We start from the raw sequence: 17,087 nt of genomic DNA on the forward strand, positions 1-17,087 counted from the left end.
ATGAAGAAGAGGCAAAAGCAAACGCAGCACTTTCCGAGGAAGAGCGCGAGGCGAAGAAAGAAAAGGAAGATAAGCAGTTTAAATGGCTGTTATATGTGACAGTTGCGATTTCAATTGTAGTATCGATTGCGGCATTTATGTTACTGCCATATGCGCTTGCAAGTCTTTGCAGGAAAGTCGGTGCTTCAGAGTTCGTAGTTACCGTAGTGGAGGCATTTGTGAAACTGGCATTATTTATGGGATACATGCTTCTGATTTCCAGAATGAAGGATATTCAGAGAACTTTCATGTATCACGGCGCAGAACACAAATGTATTAACTGCGTGGAACATGGACTGCCGCTTACCGTAGAGAATGTCATGGCAAGTTCCAGACAGCATAAACGCTGCGGAACAAGCTTTCTGTTTCTGGTTATGCTTGTCAGCATTTTCCTTCATTTTATTTTTGTACTGGTTCCGGTTTACTGGGTGAGACTCTTCGGAAGACTCCTCATGGTGCCGGTCGTTGCCGGAATTTCATTTGAGATCATCCAGTGGGCAGGCAGATCAGACAGCAAGATCGCTGATTTCTTCAGCAAACCAGGTCTGGCAATGCAGAAACTGACAACCAAGGAACCGACAGCAGATATGGCAGAAGTTGCAATCAAAGCTGTTGAGGCAGTCTTTGACTGGAGAGCATACCTGAAAGAAGAGTTTGGCGTTGAGGTTGAACCTGAAAATGTATCTGGGAATACAGTTTCAGAAAGTGCTGCTCAGAAAAAAGCAGAGTGAGAAATAATATAAATTCGTTACTGTTCACTCCGTTCTCAGTAACGCAGCCAAAATTCATTCCAGATTGCCTGCGGCAATGGAATTTTGGCTTGTATGTCTCGGGATTTTGGCATATCCATGCCAAAACACCTCGCGGGATAGTGGAGTGTGAACAGTAACATAAATTCTGTATATTATAAGGAACAGTGCCAATAATGATTGAAATATTTGAACAATAAAGAGAAAGGTATGACTCCATGAGCAGTGAAACTCTGACAGGGTTATTAAAAAAAGGACAGAATATCCTTGCGAAGGCAGGGATTGGGGAAGCCGGGCTGGATGCCTGGCTCCTTCTGGAATATACAACAGGAAAAAGCCGGGCGTATTATTTTGCACACGGAGAAGAGAATGTCTCAGAAGAGACTGCTGATCAATATCTGAAACTGATTGGCAGACGTGCTGAGCACATACCGCTGCAGCATCTGACGCATCAGGCTTTTTTTATGGGATATGAATTTTATGTAAATGAAAACGTGCTGGTGCCGAGACAGGACACGGAAACTCTGGTGGAAGCAGCACTTGAATGTGCGAAGACAGCAGAAGCCGACAAAGAGCTGCATATACTGGACATGTGTACAGGATCAGGCTGTATCCTGATAAGCATTCTGAAAGAAATGCCAAAGGCCTGTGGAACAGGCGTGGATCTGTCAGAACTGGCACTGGAAGTGGCAGAGCGAAATGCCCGGACACTGGAGGTGGCTGACAGAGCTGAGTTTATACAGGGTGATCTGTTTTCTTCTGCTTTTTTTAAGGAGAGGCAGGAATGTATACAAAATGGTTCAGATACAGATAAAGTGCAGGCAGTGAATTCTGAAATGCAAAACATAGTACATGAAGCGGGCGTTTCGGAAAAAGATATAATAAAATATGCTGAACATAAAAATAGCAATGGAAATCATAGCATAGCTTATGATATGATTATATCAAATCCGCCATATATTCCTACCGCAGAGATTGAAGGGCTGATGGAAGAAGTGAGGCTTCATGATCCGCGAATGGCTCTGGATGGCCTGGAGGATGGTCTTTATTTCTACAGGACCATCACCAGACAGGCAAAGAATTATCTTGCCCCGGGTGGCTGGCTCTTATATGAGATCGGATGCAGCCAGGGAGAAGATGTGGCTGACCTTTTACGAAAAGAAGGCTATGAAGATATTGAGATAAGGCAGGACCTTTGCGGGCTGGACCGCGTGGTTCTTGGACGAAAGAAACTACAGGAGGAGAAATATGTTTGATAAATTAGACGATCTGCTCATTCGCTTTGAAGAAGTGCTTAATGAGCTTGGAGAGCCTGGTGTTACAGATAATCAGGAGCATTTTCAGAAGCTGATGAAGGAACAGAGTGACCTGCAGCCAATCGTAGATGCTTACCGCGAGTATAAGAAGAATAAAGAGACGATTCAGGATAGTCTTTCCATGCTTGAGGAGGAGAAGGACGAAGATATGCGTGAGATGCTCAAGGAAGAGTTATCTGATGCGAAGAAGAATGTAGAGGAACTGGAACATGAACTTAAGATCCTGCTTCTGCCGAAGGACCCGAATGATAACAAGAACGTTATCGTTGAGATTCGTGCAGGTGCCGGTGGAGACGAGGCAGCTCTTTTTGCAGCGGAGATTTACCGTATGTATGTAAAATACGCAGAATCCCGCCGCTGGAAAACAGAGATGATGAGTCTTAATGAGAACGGAATCGGTGGTTTCAAGGAAGTAACATTCATGATCACAGGTGCGGGTGCATATTCCAGACTGAAATATGAGAGCGGTGTGCATCGTGTACAGCGAGTTCCGGAGACAGAATCCGGCGGACGTATCCATACCTCTACCTGTACAGTTGCGATCATGCCGGAAGCGGAGGAAATCGACTTCCATCTGGATATGAATGACTGTAAATTTGACGTATTCCGTGCATCAGGAAATGGTGGACAGTGTGTCAATACTACAGACTCTGCGGTACGTCTGACTCATATTCCGACAGGAATCGTTATCTCCTGTCAGGATGAGAAGTCACAGCTTAAGAACAAGGATAAGGCGCTGAAAGTCCTGCGTTCCCGTCTGTATGAGATGGAACTTGCGAAACAGCATGACGCTGAGGCTGAGGCAAGAAGAAGCCAGATCGGGACAGGTGACCGTTCCGAGAAGATCAGAACTTATAACTTCCCACAGGGACGTGTGACCGATCATAGAATCAAACTGACACTGCACAGACTTGAGAATATTTTAAATGGTGACCTGGATGAGATTATTGACAGTCTGATCGCAGCAGATCAGGCAGCTAAATTAAGTAACCTGCAGGATGAAGAATAGATTTTGGGGAGAAGGTAAACAGGAGGAAAATATTTATGCAGAAAACAGCACTTGTAATTATGGCAGCAGGAATCGGAAGTCGTTTTGGAAAGGGAATCAAACAGCTTGCGCCGGTAGGACCGTGCGGCAGAGATTATCATGGACTATTCTATCCATGATGCACTGGAAGCTGGATTTAACAAAGTAGTATTTATCATCCGCAAGGATCTGGAAGAGGAATTCCGCAAAGTGATCGGTGAGCGTATCGAGAAGATCACAGAAGTAGAATATGTATTCCAGGAACTTGATGATCTGCCGGAAGGCTTCACCAAACCAGCTGACCGCACGAAACCATGGGGAACCGGCCAGGCCGTACTTGCTGCGAAGAAAGTACTGGATGAGCCATTTATCGTAATCAATGCAGATGACTACTATGGAAAGGAAGCCTATGTAAAAGTTCATGATTACCTTATTCAGGAACAGCCAAAAGACGGCAGGATTCATATCTGCATGGCAGGTTTCAGACTTGGCAACACATTAAGTGATAACGGAAGTGTTACAAGAGGAATCTGCAACATTGAGAATGGACAGCTTACAGGTGTGGATGAAACACATGATATATTTAAGACTGCTGATGGCGCTGAGGCAAGAAACGCAGACGGAAGCGTACGAAAACTTGATGTAAAGGATCTGGTTTCCATGAACATGTGGGGTCTGACCCCGGACTTTATGGAAATCCTTGAGAAAGGTTTCGTGGAATTCTTAAGCAGCCTGGCTCCGGATGATATTAAGAAAGAATATCTGCTTCCAATTCTGGTAGATCAGCTGATCAAGAACGGCAGCGCCAGCGTGGATGTCCTGGAGACAAAGGACACCTGGTTTGGCGTAACTTATCAGGAAGATAAAGAAGCAGTGATGGAAGCATTTAAAAATCTCACAGATGCAGGTGTATATCCGCAGGGACTTTATAAATAAAAGAGTAACTGCAATGGCAGAGGGCTGAATAGTTGTAAAAAAGATAAATGTATACAACTGTGTAAGTGAAAGGAGAGTTATATTATGGGAAAATATTTTGGAACAGATGGATTTCGAGGAGAAGCTAATGTCAAACTGACAGTAGACCATGCGTTTAAAGTAGGACGTTATGTAGGCTGGTATTACGGAAGAGACCATAAGGCCAAGATCGTAATCGGTAAAGATACAAGAAGAAGCAGCTATATGTTCGAGTATGCACTTGTTGCAGGTCTGACTGCATCCGGTGCAGATGCATATCTTCTTCATGTAACGACTACTCCGAGTGTTTCCTATGCAGTACGTACAGAGGATTTTGACTGTGGAATCATGATCTCTGCAAGCCACAATCCATTTTATGATAATGGAATCAAGCTCCTTAACGGTAATGGACAGAAGATTGAAGCAGAGGTAGAGGCAAGAATCGAGGCATATCTTGATGGTCTGATCGAGGATCTCCCTCTGGCAACGAAAGAGGATATCGGACGTACCGTAGACTTTGCTTCCGGAAGAAACCGTTATATCGGACATCTGATTTCTATCCCAAGCCGTGATTTTAAGGGAATCAAGGTAGGTCTTGACTGTGCAAACGGAAGTTCTTCTGCTATCGCAAAGAGTGTATTTGATGCACTTCAGGCAAAGACTTATGTGATCAATAATCAGCCGGATGGTACAAATATCAATACGAACTGCGGTTCTACTCATATTGAAGTACTTCAGAAATATGTGGTGGATAATGGCCTGGATATCGGTTTTGCCTATGATGGTGATGCTGACCGCTGTATCGCAGTCGATCACAAAGGAAATGTGATTGATGGTGATAAGATCATGTATGTATGTGGAAAATATCTCAAAGAGCAGGGAAGGCTAAATGGCAACACGGTAGTAACAACTGTTATGTCAAACCTTGGTCTGTATAAATCTCTGGAAAGAGAAGGCATGAAGTATGAGCAGACTGCCGTAGGTGATAAATATGTTGCCGAGAATATGATGGAGAATGATTACAGTCTTGGCGGTGAGCAGTCCGGACATATCATTTTCAGCCGTTATGCCGCAACGGGTGATGGAATCCTTACTTCTCTGATGGTGATGGAGGCATGTGTAGAGAAGAAGGCGAACTCTGTGTGATCTCGCAAAAGAGATGAAAGTTTATCCACAGCTTCTGAGAAATGTGCGCGTAGCAGATAAAAAGACGGCAAGAGAGAATCAAAATGTGGTTAAAGTTGTAAATGAAGTTGCCAAGAGTCTTGGCAGCGATGGACGTATCCTTGTACGTGAGAGTGGTACAGAGCCACTGATCCGTGTTATGGTGGAAGCCGGAACTGATGAGATCTGCCGCGAGAATGTTGAGCGAGTAGTGAAAGTAATGGAAGCAGAAGGTCTGATCGTTGACTGATCTGCAGGCAAAGGAATTGCATGAATAACAGAAAAACAGGATTGTTTCTGGCTGCAGCCTGTCTGAGTCTTACACTCTTGACAGGCTGCAGTGCAGAAAGTACGAAGAATTATAAGCAGGCAGCCCAGGATCTGGAAAATGGAAATTATGAGGTTGCACTGGAAGAATATGAGGCTGCGATATCCGCAGGTGTGAAGCCTGCCCAGTCATACAGGGGAGCAGGAGTGGCTCAGCTGAAACTGGGAAATTATGATGAGGCGGTAACATATTTTAGCAATGCCCTTGACTGTGACAAAGTTGGCAAGGCATTAAAGAAAGATATCCTTTCTTACAGGGCGGCGGCTTATCTGAAACTGAAAGAATATGAAGAGGCAATGGCAGACTGTCAGGCGCTGGCGGAATCTTACAATATGGATGCTGATCTGTATTTTCTGACAGGTGAGACTGCATTGGCCATGGATTCTTATGAAGAAGCTTCCTCTAATTTCGAGCAGGCATATGGCGAGGATGCGACCTATGACAGAGCACTCCAGATTTATGGAGCATATCTGGACAAGGATATGGAGGCAGACGGAACCCGTTATCTGGAAGCGGCATTATCCGGAAATGCGAAGAATGCGCAGGATCACTGTGACAGAGGCCGTGTTTATTATTACATGGATGATTATGAAAACGCGACAGCTGAGCTGAAACAGGCCATAGACGGTGATAATACAGAAGCTCTGGCACTTCTTGGAATGGTATACATGGATCAGGGAGACAGCGCGAATGCGAGGACAATGTTCCAGCAGTATGTATCACAGGCTGAGAATGGGGCAAAAGGATTCAACGGGCTTGCATTATGCGATATAGAGGACGGAGATTACGACAGTGCTCTTTCTAATATATCAAGTGGAATCCATGTGGCAGATGCAGAAGATATGCAGAGTCTGCTGTTTAATGAGATTGCTGTATATGAGAAGAAGCTGGACTTCCAGACTGCACTGCAGAAAGCGAACGAATATCTGGGACTGTATCCGGATGATAAGACAGTGAAAAAGGAGCTGGCTTTTCTGAAGACCCGTGTAAGTGGGGAAGATAGCAGTGCTGATTCACAATTGTCTGATTAAGGAGATGTTATGGAAGAATTTGGAAAGCTGGAGGAACGGGTAGTTCTTGTAGGGGTTCAGACAGGTGATAACGACAACGTAGAGGAATCACTGGATGAGCTGGAAGAGCTTGCCTCAACTGCAGGAGCTGTCACAGTAGGTAAGATCATACAAAATCGAGAAGCAGTGCATCCGGGAACCTATATCGGTAAAGGTAAGATCGAGGAAGTGCGTGCGTTGGTGTATGCCATGGATGCGACCGGTATTATCTGTGATGATGAACTTTCTCCTGCACAGTTAAATAACCTGGAGCGTGAGCTCGACTGCAAGGTAATGGACAGAACATTGCTGATTCTGGATATCTTTGCGGCACGCGCTATCACCAGTGAAGGTAAGATTCAGGTAGAGCTTGCACAGCTCCGCTACAGAGCAGCACGTTTGGTTGGTTTGAGAGAATCTCTTTCCCGTCTGGGCGGAGGAATCGGAACGAGAGGTCCTGGTGAGAAGAAACTGGAGACGGACCGACGCCTGATCCGTACCAGAATTTCTGCACTGAAACAGGAACTGTCTCAGGTAGAGAAGCACAGAGAGCTGATTCGTTCCAGTCGTGCGAGAGGCAATATGAAGACTGCTGCAATCGTGGGATATACGAATGCAGGAAAGTCTACACTGTTAAATAAACTGACAGGTTCTGATGTCCTGTCTGAAGATAAATTGTTTGCAACACTGGACCCGACGACCAGACTGCTCAATCTGAAAGATGGGCAGCAGATTCTGCTGACGGATACGGTAGGATTTATTCATAAACTGCCGCATCATCTGGTAGAGGCATTCAAGAGTACACTGGAAGAGGCGAAATATGCGGATTACATTATCCACGTTGTGGATTCCTCGAATCCGCAGGCTGAGATGCAGATGCATGTTGTATATGAGACACTGCGCGAGCTTGGCGTTATGGGAAAGAAGATCATCACACTTTTTAACAAGCAGGATGCGCCTGGCGCTTCTGTGCTGAGAGATTTTAAGTCTGATTATACGCTGAAGATTTCTGCAAAGACAGGAGAGGGGCTGGATGATCTCAATGACCTGCTGGAGAAGCTTCTGACAGAAGAACAGATTTATGTAGAGCGCCTTTTCCCATACAGCGAAGCAGGAAAGATTCAGCTTATACGTGAGTATGGCCAGCTGATCTCGGAAGAATACACAGATGAGGGAATCGCTGTGAAGGCCAGAGTGCCGAAGGAAATTTATCCTAAAGTTGTGTAAATATATTCTGGAATGAGCTTTTCGGGATGAAACTTTTGATAATGAAGTTTTTGTAATAAACTTTTCAGAATGAACTTTCGGGGATTCTACTTTCTGAAATGAAAGTAAATTCAGAATGTAGATTAATGGGAACGTATGTTTATTTTGGGTTGGATATATGTTATACTGATTTTTGAAAATCGTTAGTATATTTATAGTTATTTTAACGGATTATTTGGCATAAAAGCAATAAACCGACGTATGCGCTTCAACAAGATATAACAAGGATTCTCCCACCTCTATAGGGACGCCACTGAAAAACTGTTTTTTCATACTATATACAGTGTCTCAAAGTTGATTGATGTACTTTATTTTGTGTTAATTTATACGCAAAAAGGACTTTTTCAGTGGCCTTCTATAGGTGGTGAGATGAATTGCAAACAAGAAAATGAACGGCAGTGGCGGGCGGAGAGAAATCGGTATCCCCTACTGATATGAGGCAAATCACAGTCAGCATGTTGCTGACATGTCAGACTCTGTGAAATTACCGACTGTGAGTTGAAACAATAGAATAAAAAATTTAAAAGCCTGAAAAACACCATATATTGTACTTTTTCGAGAGATGGAGAACATTATGTGGTGTTTTTGCGTGTTGACGAAAGATAGATACTCTGATACAATAGACCTACAGCGTTTGCCGGAACGGAGTGAACGGTAAACGGAAAGTGTCCGTAACAGGACATATGAACAAGAGAAAATGGGGGCAATAGTTATGTTTCAGGTAGTAAAACGTGACGGCGAGATGGACGAATTTAAAATTGGCAAGATTACAGCCGCAATCCATAAAGCCTTTGATGCGAAAGAGAAAAATTATAGCGAAGAGATGATCGATCTCTTAGGGCTGCGTGTTACTTCTGATTTTCAGGACAAAATCACAGATAATAAGATTACAGTAGAGGAGATTCAGGATAGCGTAGAGAACGTACTGATCCAGGCAGGTTATTCAGATGTGGCCAAGGCATATATTCTTTATCGTAAGCAGAGAGAGAAAGTCCGCAATATGAAGTCAACGATTCTTGACTACAAAGAAATCGTAAACAGCTATGTTAAAGTTGAGGACTGGCGTGTAAAAGAGAACTCTACCGTTACTTATTCTGTCGGTGGTCTGATCTTAAGCAACTCCGGTGCAGTTACTGCTAACTACTGGCTGTCTGAGATTTATGACAATGAGATTGCAGAGGCGCACAGAAATGCAGATATTCATATCCACGATTTGTCCATGCTGACCGGATATTGTGCAGGATGGTCACTGAAGCAGCTGATTCAGGAGGGACTTGGCGGAATCGAAGGTAAGATCACATCTTCACCGGCGAAGCATTTAAGCGTTCTTTGTAACCAGATGGTCAACTTCCTTGGAATCATGCAGAATGAGTGGGCCGGTGCACAGGCATTCTCTTCTTTTGATACGTATCTTGCACCGTTTGTTAAAGCAGACAATTTAAGCTATCCGGAAGTGAAGAAGTGCATTGAATCCTTTATTTATGGAGTAAATACTCCAAGCAGATGGGGAACACAGGCACCGTTCTCCAATATCACACTGGACTGGACCGTACCGGATGACCTTGCAGAGCTTCCTGCTATCGTGGGCGGTAAGAATATGGACTTCAAGTACAAAGACTGTAAGAAAGAGATGGACATGATCAATAAGGCATTTATCGAGACAATGATCGAGGGTGATGCCAACGGACGCGGATTCCAGTATCCGATTCCGACTTATTCCATTACGAAAGAGTTTGACTGGTCTGATACAGAGAATAACCGTCTGCTCTTTGAGATGACATCCAAATATGGAACACCATATTTCTCAAACTATATCAACAGTGATATGAAACCAAGCGATATCCGAAGCATGTGCTGCCGTCTGCGTCTGGACTTAAGAGAACTGCGTAAGAAGAGCGGTGGATTCTTTGGATCAGGAGAGAGTACCGGATCTGTCGGCGTTGTAACAATCAATATGCCGCGTATCGCATACCTTTCCAGGACACCTGAGGAATTTTATAACCGTCTGGATCGTCTGATGGATATTTCCGCACGTTCTCTTCATATCAAGAGAGAAGTCATTGGTAAACTGCTGGATGAGGGATTATATCCATACACAAAGAGATACCTGGGCAGCTTTTCCAATCATTTCTCAACGATTGGTCTGGTAGGAATGAATGAAGTTGGATTGAATGCACGTTGGTTAGGCGGAGATATGTCCGACGAGAACACCCGGAAATTTACAAAAGAAGTTCTGCTTCATATGAGAGAACGTCTCTCCGATTATCAGGAGAAATACGAGGGCGAGCTTTTCAACCTGGAGGCAACACCTGCGGAATCTACCGCATATCGTCTGGCAAAACACGACAGAAAGCGCTGGCCGGACATCAAGACTGCCGGAAAGAAAGGAGATACTCCTTACTATACAAACAGTTCTCATCTTCCGGTTGAGTATACGACAGATATCTTTGATGCACTGGATATTCAGGATGAACTGCAGACATTGTATACATCAGGAACTGTATTCCATGCATTTATCGGTGAGAAGCTTCCTGACTGGAAGGCAGCAGCCGCACTGGTGCGTAAGATTGCAGAGAATTATAAACTGCCGTATTACACCATTTCCCCGACATATTCGGTATGTAAGGAACATGGATATATCAGTGGTGAGCATTTCACCTGTCCGAAATGTGGCAAGAAGGCAGAAGTTTACAGCCGTATCACCGGATATTACAGACCGGTACAGAACTGGAATGACGGTAAGGCTCAGGAATATAAGAACCGTACACTCTATGATGTGATGCATTCCGATATCAAGAAAATGCAGCCGGTACACACAAGCATGGTTACCATGACAAAAGATGATGTGAAGATTGAGCCGGTGACATCACATAAATATTTGTTTACAACAAGCACCTGCCCGAACTGTAAGATGGCAAAGAAGATGCTCGAGGGCGAAGAACTGGAGATCATCGACGCGGAGAAGAATCCGGAGATGGCAAAGGAATTCGGAATCATGCAGGCACCGACGCTGGTTATCACGGATGGTGAGCATATGACGAAGTATGTAAATGCGTCTAATATTCAGAGATATGTGGATGAAGAGATGTAAACACCAGAGTGTGTTTGAAAAAATCATTCCGGCAATCTGCACGCCCCGCCTTGAAATAAGAAAATTTATTGATGCCTTATGCAGGGTAAGTAGAGTAAGAATGAGAGGAAGAAATCAATATGATAAAACAGAACATTGTATTTGTAGAAAATAAAGCAGGAAGTCTTAAGAGAGTGACGGGTATGCTTGCCAATAATAACATTAACATTTATGGTTTTGCATGCTTCGATGCACCGGAATTTGCAATCTTCCGTATGATCTGTGACGATCCGGATAAGGCAGAGATTATTTTAAATCAGAGCGGATATATGAACCGTATCACACAGGCAATCGTAGTAGATATGAAGGATCAGGTAGGCGGTCTGGATGAACTTCTGAAAATTATGGCAGACAGCAATGTAAGTCTTGACTACATCTACACTTCTTTCCACAGAAAAGACCTCAGACCTGTAGTGATCCTTCATTCTGCGGATATCACCAGTGACAGAGAGCGTACTTAAGAGTAATGGATTTAAGGGATCCTGCGAAGCAGCAGACGAACTGGAGAAGTAAGAGACAGCAGATATTATGGCAAGTCAATAAAATACTGTATTATTTATGGATTTACTATAATTACAGAGAAGGATGAGAATCACAGGGCTTGTTGTTGAGTCCTGTGATTTTTTGACTGTAAAGAATAATAACAATGTCATGGGATTTTGGCATATTATTATGACAAAAAGTATCGTAAAATAGCAGCATGTGAACAGTAGCCTATATTTCACTATATTCATATAGGGAATAAAAAATATATGCTTGACCAAATAACCAGGAATACTCTATAAATAGGGAGGAGATAATAATAGATAAAAGTTTCTATAAATATAATGCCGGGTTGAAGTAAGATTTCAGATACCCGGAAAATATAAAATCAGGAGGGTTTTGGAATATGCAGATATCTACTAAAGGAAGATATGCGTTAAGACTGATGCTGGATCTTGCTGTGCATAACACAGGTGAGTTGGTCAAGATTAAAGATATTGCTGCGAGACAGGGTATTTCCGAGAAATATCTGGAGCAGATTATTTCATCATTAAAGAAAGCAGGATACGTTAAGAGCTTAAGAGGAGCCCAGGGCGGTTATATGCTCGCCAGAGAGCCTAAGACTTACACTGTAGGCACTATCCTGCGCCTGACAGAGGGCAGCATGAAACCGGTAGCCTGTCTGGAAGATGAACCAAACCAATGCAGCAAAGCCGGAGAGTGTGTAACACTCCGCTTATGGAAGATGCTGGATGAGGCAATGGAGAGTGTACTGGATAAAGTAACACTCCAGGATCTCAAAGACTGGTATGAACAGATGGGAAATGACTACGTGATCTGATTTCTGCTTCTTGTAGCATCTGCATTGGTTATCACGACGGTAGTGGTAAGAAAGAGAAAAAATAAATAACGGATCTGAGTTATTACACCGATAGATGTATAAAGCAGATTATCAACAGCCCTGCGATTTGAAAGTGCAATCGCGGGGCTGTTTTGACATCAAACATGTTCTGGAGTGTGTTTGAAAAATCATTCCTGCAATCTGTGCGCCCCACTTTGCGGTATATTTTGCCTTCTTTCGGTTGGCGTAGCCCGCTACGCCGCCCTCAATCAGACAAAATCTCCCACAAATTGTGACGCACATCTTGTAGAAAGCCTTTTTCAAACACACTCTAAGGATATGCACCGGGAATTTTTTGAATTTACCCCTTGACAATAGCGGCTTTATAGCATATTATGTATATAACATATAATTCATATATATTTACTATGAAATATAAAACAGGGAGGACGAACTCATGGGTAAAATTTATAAGAACGCAGCAGAACTGGTTGGAAATACACCTCTCCTTGAGGTTGGAAATATTGAGAAAGATCTTGGTCTGGAAGCTAAGATTCTTGTTAAACTTGAGTACTTTAACCCGGCAGGAAGTGCTAAGGACCGTATCGCATTGAGCATGATCGAAGATGCAGAAGAGAAAGGTATTCTGAAACCTGGCGCAGTAATCATTGAGCCTACATCAGGAAACACAGGAATTGGTCTTGCCTCTCTTGCAGCAATCAAAGGATACAGAGTAATTCTTACCATGCCGGAGACAATGAGTGTTGAGAGAAGAAACATTCTGAAAGCATACGGTGCAGAGATTGTTTTAACAGACGGAACAAAAGGTATGAACGGTGCAATCGCGAAAGCAAATGAACTGGCAGCTGAATATGAGAACAGTTTCATCCCGGGACAGTTCGAGAACCCGGCAAACCCGGCAATCCACAGAAAAACTACAGGACCGGAGATCTGGAGAGATACAGATGGACAGGTTGATATCTTTGTAGCAGGTGTTGGTACAGGCGGAACTATCACTGGTGTTGGTGAATATCTCAAATCCCAGAACCCAGATGTAAAAGTAGTAGCAGTAGAGCCTGCAACTTCTCCGGTACTTTCCCAGGGAAAGAGCGGCCCGCATAAGATTCAGGGTATCGGTGCAGGATTTGTTCCGAAAGCATTAAACACAGATGTATATAATGAAATTATTCCGGTAGAGAACGAAGATGCGTTTGCAACAGGCAAACTGATCGCTAAACATGAAGGAATCCTGGTTGGTATTTCCTCCGGTGCAGCTCTCTATGCAGCAATCGAACTGGCTAAGAGACCGGAGAACAAAGGAAAGACAATCGTGGCACTTCTTCCGGATTCCGGTGACCGTTACTATTCTACTCCATTATTTGTGTAAAATGTAAAAAGCCCTTTTTAGGGCTTTTTTTATTTTACATAAATGTGTTAGAATAAATATCAGGGGCAAAATACCTTTTGCCCCTGACATCTATAAATAAAATTATCATAAACAATAATATTCCGGGTAATCGGATCATAGAACAGGATGGAATAAAAATGAGAAAAGCAATTATCGCAATGAGCGGCGGAGTGGATAGCTCTGTGGCAGCTCTGCTGACAAAGGAATCGGGCGACGAGTGTATCGGTGCTACTATGAAATTGTATCACAATGAAGACATAGGAGTTAAGAGAGAAAATACCTGCTGTTCTCTGGATGACGTGGAGGATGCGAGAAGTGTCTGCTACAGAATGGGAATTAAATATTATGTCTTTAACTTTTCAGAGAGATTTAAAGAAGATGTCATGGATCGTTTTGTGGATGCGTATGAACATGGCTGCACGCCGAATCCATGTATCGACTGCAACCGCTATCTGAAATTTGACAAGATGTTACAGAGAATGCGTGAACTGGAGTACGATTATATCGTAACAGGTCATTATGCCCGCATAGAGTATGATGAGGAGAAAGGTCGTTATTTATTAAAGAAAGCGGTAGATGATACGAAAGACCAGAGTTACGTGCTGTACATGCTGACACAGGAGCAGCTGGCGCATATTTCCCTGCCACTTGGCGGACTGCGCAAGACAGAAGTTCGTGAAATCGCAGAGAAGAATGGATTTGTCAATGCGAGAAAGCATGACAGCCAGGATATCTGTTTCGTGCCGGACGGAGATTATGCGAAATTTATCGAACAGTACACCGGACGTAAATCGAAGCCGGGAGAATTCGTGGATACAGAGGGAAATGTTCTCGGTAAGCACAAAGGAATCATTCATTATACACTTGGACAGAGAAGAGGACTTGGTATTCCGGCTGCTTCCAGACTGTATGTATGTGAGATTTCACCTAAGCTGAATCAGGTAGTTCTTGGAAGTAACGAGGATCTTTTTCATTCGGAACTGACAGCTGCAAAGGTAAATCTGATTTCCTGCGAATCCCTGAAAGAGCCGATGAGGCTGAAAGCGAAGATCCGCTACCGTCATCCGGAGCAGGATGCAGTGGCATGGCAGACAGAGGATGGAGTTCTTCATGTGCGTTTCGACAAACCACAGAGAGCTATCACAAAAGGACAGGCAGTAGTTCTTTATGACGGAGATATCGTTGTCGGCGGCGGCGTGATCGAGAGCTGCATTAAATAAACAGGAGGTTGAAAATCAGGAGTGCAAGTGTACCGGCAAGATTGTTTCAAAAATCAACTTGTCGGTACACTTTTTTGTCTTATATTTGCGAATTGCTTTGCTTTGAAATGTTTTTGTAATCTGAATGATAGACATATAGTTATTAACTATTAAAAGCTATAAAATTCTAAGATAAGGTTATCAGGAAAAAACTTCTTTTTCCTATTGACATACTAGGAATAGGATGATAATATACAACTATGCTAAATCATATCAAACAGATATGAAATATGTAGAAAGAGAAGAGGCTTAGAAAATGAGAGTATTAAAAAGCCAGAATCGAATTTGTATAGAAGAGAAACGAATGTGTCTGTGTTGTTGATCTAAGAGAAAACAGAACATATTAAAATAGAAATCCTGAGAATTTTCCGGATATAAGAAGTTGAAGTTCCGGGATAGTTACTGTTCACTTCGTGCCCAGTAACACGCTTCGCGATGCACAGAATTTATGCTATTCGCATAAATTCGCGCGGTATGTCTCGGGATTTTGGCATTCTCATGCCAAAACACCTCGCGGGATAGTGGCGTGTGAACAGTAACCCGGGATACATATCATAGAGTTATATGATCAGAGTGAATCTGATAATAAAGACCATAACGAATTATAATTATAGAGAAAGATGGGGACAAACACATGAGCAAGAAAATCGCAAGAAAAGACAGACATTTCAAATTTGAAACATTACAGCTTCACGTAGGACAGGAAAACCCGGATCCGGTTACAGATGCAAGAGCAGTACCGATCTATCAGACATCCTCTTATGTATTCAGAAACTGCGATCACGCAGCAGCTCGTTTCGGACTTGCAGATGCAGGTAACATCTACGGACGTCTTACAAACCCGACAGAAGATGTATTTGAGAAGAGAATCGCAGCACTTGAAGGTGGTTCCGCAGCACTTGCTGTAGCATCCGGTGCAGCAGCTATCACATATACAATCGAGAACCTTGCACAGCAGGGTGACCACATCGTAGCAGCTAAGAATATCTACGGTGGAACAACAAACCTTCTGGAACATACACTTCCGGCTTACGGAATCAAGACAACATTTGTTGATGTATTCAACCTTGAAGAAGTAGAGAATGCAATCCAGGATAACACAAAGGCTGTTTATATCGAGACTCTTGGAAACCCGAACTCTGATGTAGTTGATATTGAAGCTATCGCAAAGATTGCTCATGCACATAAGATTCCGCTTGTTGTAGATAACACATTTGCAACACCTTACCTTGTAAGACCAATCGAATATGGTGCAGATATCGTTGTTCATTCCGCAACTAAATTCATCGGTGGACATGGAACAACAATCGGTGGTGTCATCGTAGAAGGTGGTAAATTTGACTGGGAAGCATCAGGTAAATTCGCATCTCTTACAGAGCCAAACCCAAGCTACCATGGTGTAAGCTTTACAAAAGCATGCGGACCTGCAGCATTTGTTACAAAGATCCGTGCAATCCTTCTTCGTGACACAGGTGCTACAATCTCTCCGGTAAGCTCTTTCATCTTCCTTCAGGGACTTGAGACACTGTCTCTTCGTGTAGAGCGTCATGTAGAGAACGCACTGAAAGTTGTTCAGTATTTGAACAATCACCCACAGGTAGAGAAAGTTCATCATCCATCTGTATCCACAGATCCAAGCCAGCAGGAACTTTACAAGAAATACTTCCCGAACGGCGGCGGTTCTATCTTTACATTTGAGATTAAAGGTGATGCACAGAAAGCAAAAGACTTCATTGATAACCTTGAACTGTTCTCACTGCTTGCCAATGTAGCTGATGTTAAATCTCTTGTTATCCATCCGGCTACAACAACACACAGCCAGTGCACAGAAGAAGAGCTTCTTGATCAGGGTATCAAACCAAACACAATCCGTCTTTCTATCGGTACAGAGAACGTTGACGATATTATTCAGGACCTTGACGAAGCATTCAAAGCTGTTGCTGAATAATGAATGGTTTGTAGCTGTTTTGCAGTCTGCTATCCCGCGAGGTGCTGAACAGTTACGATGGTTTTTAACCGAATCAAGTAAGTCCCCTGCTTCAATTGCGAGGAGCAATAAGCAGTGGGTGGGACT

At 43.3% G+C, this 17,087-nt stretch carries 13 protein-coding genes and 2 pseudogenes; 14 read left to right on the forward strand and 1 reads right to left on the reverse strand.

What is annotated here, in order from left to right; all coding sequences use genetic code 11:
- The 10 genes and pseudogenes from AC058W_RS10255 to AC058W_RS10300 all read left to right on the forward strand — a co-directional run.
- On the forward strand, nucleotides 1–770 hold a 770-nt coding region (locus AC058W_RS10255), incomplete at its 5' end, for a DUF1385 domain-containing protein (RefSeq protein ID WP_479390054.1).
- A gap of 236 nt (nucleotides 771–1,006) precedes the next feature.
- Nucleotides 1,007–2,044 (forward strand): N5-glutamine methyltransferase family protein, encoded by a 1,038-nt coding sequence (locus AC058W_RS10260; protein ID WP_117674339.1) that lies wholly within the window; start codon nucleotides 1,007–1,009, stop codon nucleotides 2,042–2,044.
- Nucleotides 2,037–3,113: a peptide chain release factor 1 gene (gene prfA, locus AC058W_RS10265; RefSeq protein WP_117674340.1), complete on the forward strand. Its 1,077-nt coding sequence runs from the start codon at nucleotides 2,037–2,039 to the stop codon at nucleotides 3,111–3,113. The genes AC058W_RS10260 and prfA overlap by 8 nt, the downstream gene beginning before the upstream one ends.
- A gap of 35 nt (nucleotides 3,114–3,148) precedes the next feature.
- A pseudogene (locus AC058W_RS10270) lies at nucleotides 3,149–4,067 on the forward strand (nucleotidyltransferase family protein).
- Nucleotides 4,068–4,151: 84 nt separating this feature from the next.
- A pseudogene (gene glmM / locus AC058W_RS10275) lies at nucleotides 4,152–5,499 on the forward strand (phosphoglucosamine mutase).
- A 20-nt stretch (nucleotides 5,500–5,519) separates the two neighbouring features.
- Complete coding sequence (locus tag AC058W_RS10280) at nucleotides 5,520–6,608, forward strand: tetratricopeptide repeat protein (protein ID WP_117844152.1); 1,089 nt, start codon at nucleotides 5,520–5,522, stop codon at nucleotides 6,606–6,608.
- Nucleotides 6,609–6,617: 9 nt separating this feature from the next.
- Nucleotides 6,618–7,853, forward strand: coding sequence for a GTPase HflX (hflX, locus tag AC058W_RS10285; protein WP_118609346.1), 1,236 nt, complete (start codon nucleotides 6,618–6,620; stop codon nucleotides 7,851–7,853).
- Between the two features lie 751 nt (nucleotides 7,854–8,604).
- On the forward strand, nucleotides 8,605–10,983 hold the full coding sequence (locus tag AC058W_RS10290; protein WP_117844151.1) for a ribonucleoside triphosphate reductase: 2,379 nt from the start codon (nucleotides 8,605–8,607) through the stop codon (nucleotides 10,981–10,983).
- Nucleotides 10,984–11,102: 119 nt separating this feature from the next.
- The gene (locus AC058W_RS10295) at nucleotides 11,103–11,483 is read left to right on the forward strand and encodes an amino acid-binding protein (protein WP_479390055.1); all 381 of its coding nucleotides are present in this window, start codon (nucleotides 11,103–11,105) and stop codon (nucleotides 11,481–11,483) included.
- Nucleotides 11,484–11,911: 428 nt separating this feature from the next.
- The gene (locus AC058W_RS10300; protein ID WP_117674347.1) at nucleotides 11,912–12,346 is read left to right on the forward strand and encodes an RrF2 family transcriptional regulator; all 435 of its coding nucleotides are present in this window, start codon (nucleotides 11,912–11,914) and stop codon (nucleotides 12,344–12,346) included.
- Between the two features lie 111 nt (nucleotides 12,347–12,457).
- On the opposite strand, the gene AC058W_RS10305 is transcribed toward AC058W_RS10300, so the two are convergent.
- Nucleotides 12,458–12,637 (reverse strand): DUF6783 domain-containing protein, encoded by a 180-nt coding sequence (locus AC058W_RS10305; RefSeq protein ID WP_479390058.1) that lies wholly within the window; start codon nucleotides 12,635–12,637, stop codon nucleotides 12,458–12,460.
- On the opposite strand from AC058W_RS10305, the gene AC058W_RS10310 reads away from it, so the two are divergent.
- From AC058W_RS10310 to AC058W_RS10325, 4 genes are all read left to right on the forward strand, one after another.
- On the forward strand, nucleotides 12,569–12,718 hold the full coding sequence (locus AC058W_RS10310) for a DUF6783 domain-containing protein (RefSeq protein WP_479390059.1): 150 nt from the start codon (nucleotides 12,569–12,571) through the stop codon (nucleotides 12,716–12,718). The genes AC058W_RS10305 and AC058W_RS10310 overlap by 69 nt on opposite strands.
- Nucleotides 12,719–12,803: 85 nt before the next feature.
- Nucleotides 12,804–13,733, forward strand: a complete 930-nt coding sequence (gene cysK / locus AC058W_RS10315) for a cysteine synthase A (RefSeq protein ID WP_117844149.1) — start codon at nucleotides 12,804–12,806, stop codon at nucleotides 13,731–13,733.
- Between the two features lie 158 nt (nucleotides 13,734–13,891).
- Nucleotides 13,892–14,974 (forward strand): tRNA 2-thiouridine(34) synthase MnmA, encoded by a 1,083-nt coding sequence (mnmA, locus tag AC058W_RS10320; protein ID WP_117844148.1) that lies wholly within the window; start codon nucleotides 13,892–13,894, stop codon nucleotides 14,972–14,974.
- A gap of 673 nt (nucleotides 14,975–15,647) precedes the next feature.
- A complete protein-coding gene (locus tag AC058W_RS10325; protein WP_118590499.1) occupies nucleotides 15,648–16,961 on the forward strand; it encodes an O-acetylhomoserine aminocarboxypropyltransferase/cysteine synthase family protein in 1,314 nt (437 codons plus the stop codon).
- The last annotated feature ends 126 nt before the right edge of the window (nucleotides 16,962–17,087 follow it).

Source organism: Blautia sp. CGZ-1-C1 (assembly GCF_056504575.1).

What these genes read in the sequence shown, in the direction of transcription:
- AC058W_RS10260 (WP_117674339.1), top strand. Translation starts at nt 1,007, where the DNA reads ATGAGCAGTGAAACTCTGACAGGGTTATTAAAAAAAGGACAGAATATC.
- prfA (WP_117674340.1), top strand. Translation starts at nt 2,037, where the DNA reads ATGTTTGATAAATTAGACGATCTGCTCATTCGCTTTGAAGAAGTGCTT.
- AC058W_RS10280 (WP_117844152.1), top strand. Translation starts at nt 5,520, where the DNA reads ATGAATAACAGAAAAACAGGATTGTTTCTGGCTGCAGCCTGTCTGAGT.
- hflX (WP_118609346.1), top strand. Translation starts at nt 6,618, where the DNA reads ATGGAAGAATTTGGAAAGCTGGAGGAACGGGTAGTTCTTGTAGGGGTT.
- AC058W_RS10290 (WP_117844151.1), top strand. Translation starts at nt 8,605, where the DNA reads ATGTTTCAGGTAGTAAAACGTGACGGCGAGATGGACGAATTTAAAATT.
- AC058W_RS10295 (WP_479390055.1), top strand. Translation starts at nt 11,103, where the DNA reads ATGATAAAACAGAACATTGTATTTGTAGAAAATAAAGCAGGAAGTCTT.
- AC058W_RS10300 (WP_117674347.1), top strand. Translation starts at nt 11,912, where the DNA reads ATGCAGATATCTACTAAAGGAAGATATGCGTTAAGACTGATGCTGGAT.
- cysK (WP_117844149.1), top strand. Translation starts at nt 12,804, where the DNA reads ATGGGTAAAATTTATAAGAACGCAGCAGAACTGGTTGGAAATACACCT.
- mnmA (WP_117844148.1), top strand. Translation starts at nt 13,892, where the DNA reads ATGAGAAAAGCAATTATCGCAATGAGCGGCGGAGTGGATAGCTCTGTG.
- AC058W_RS10325 (WP_118590499.1), top strand. Translation starts at nt 15,648, where the DNA reads ATGAGCAAGAAAATCGCAAGAAAAGACAGACATTTCAAATTTGAAACA.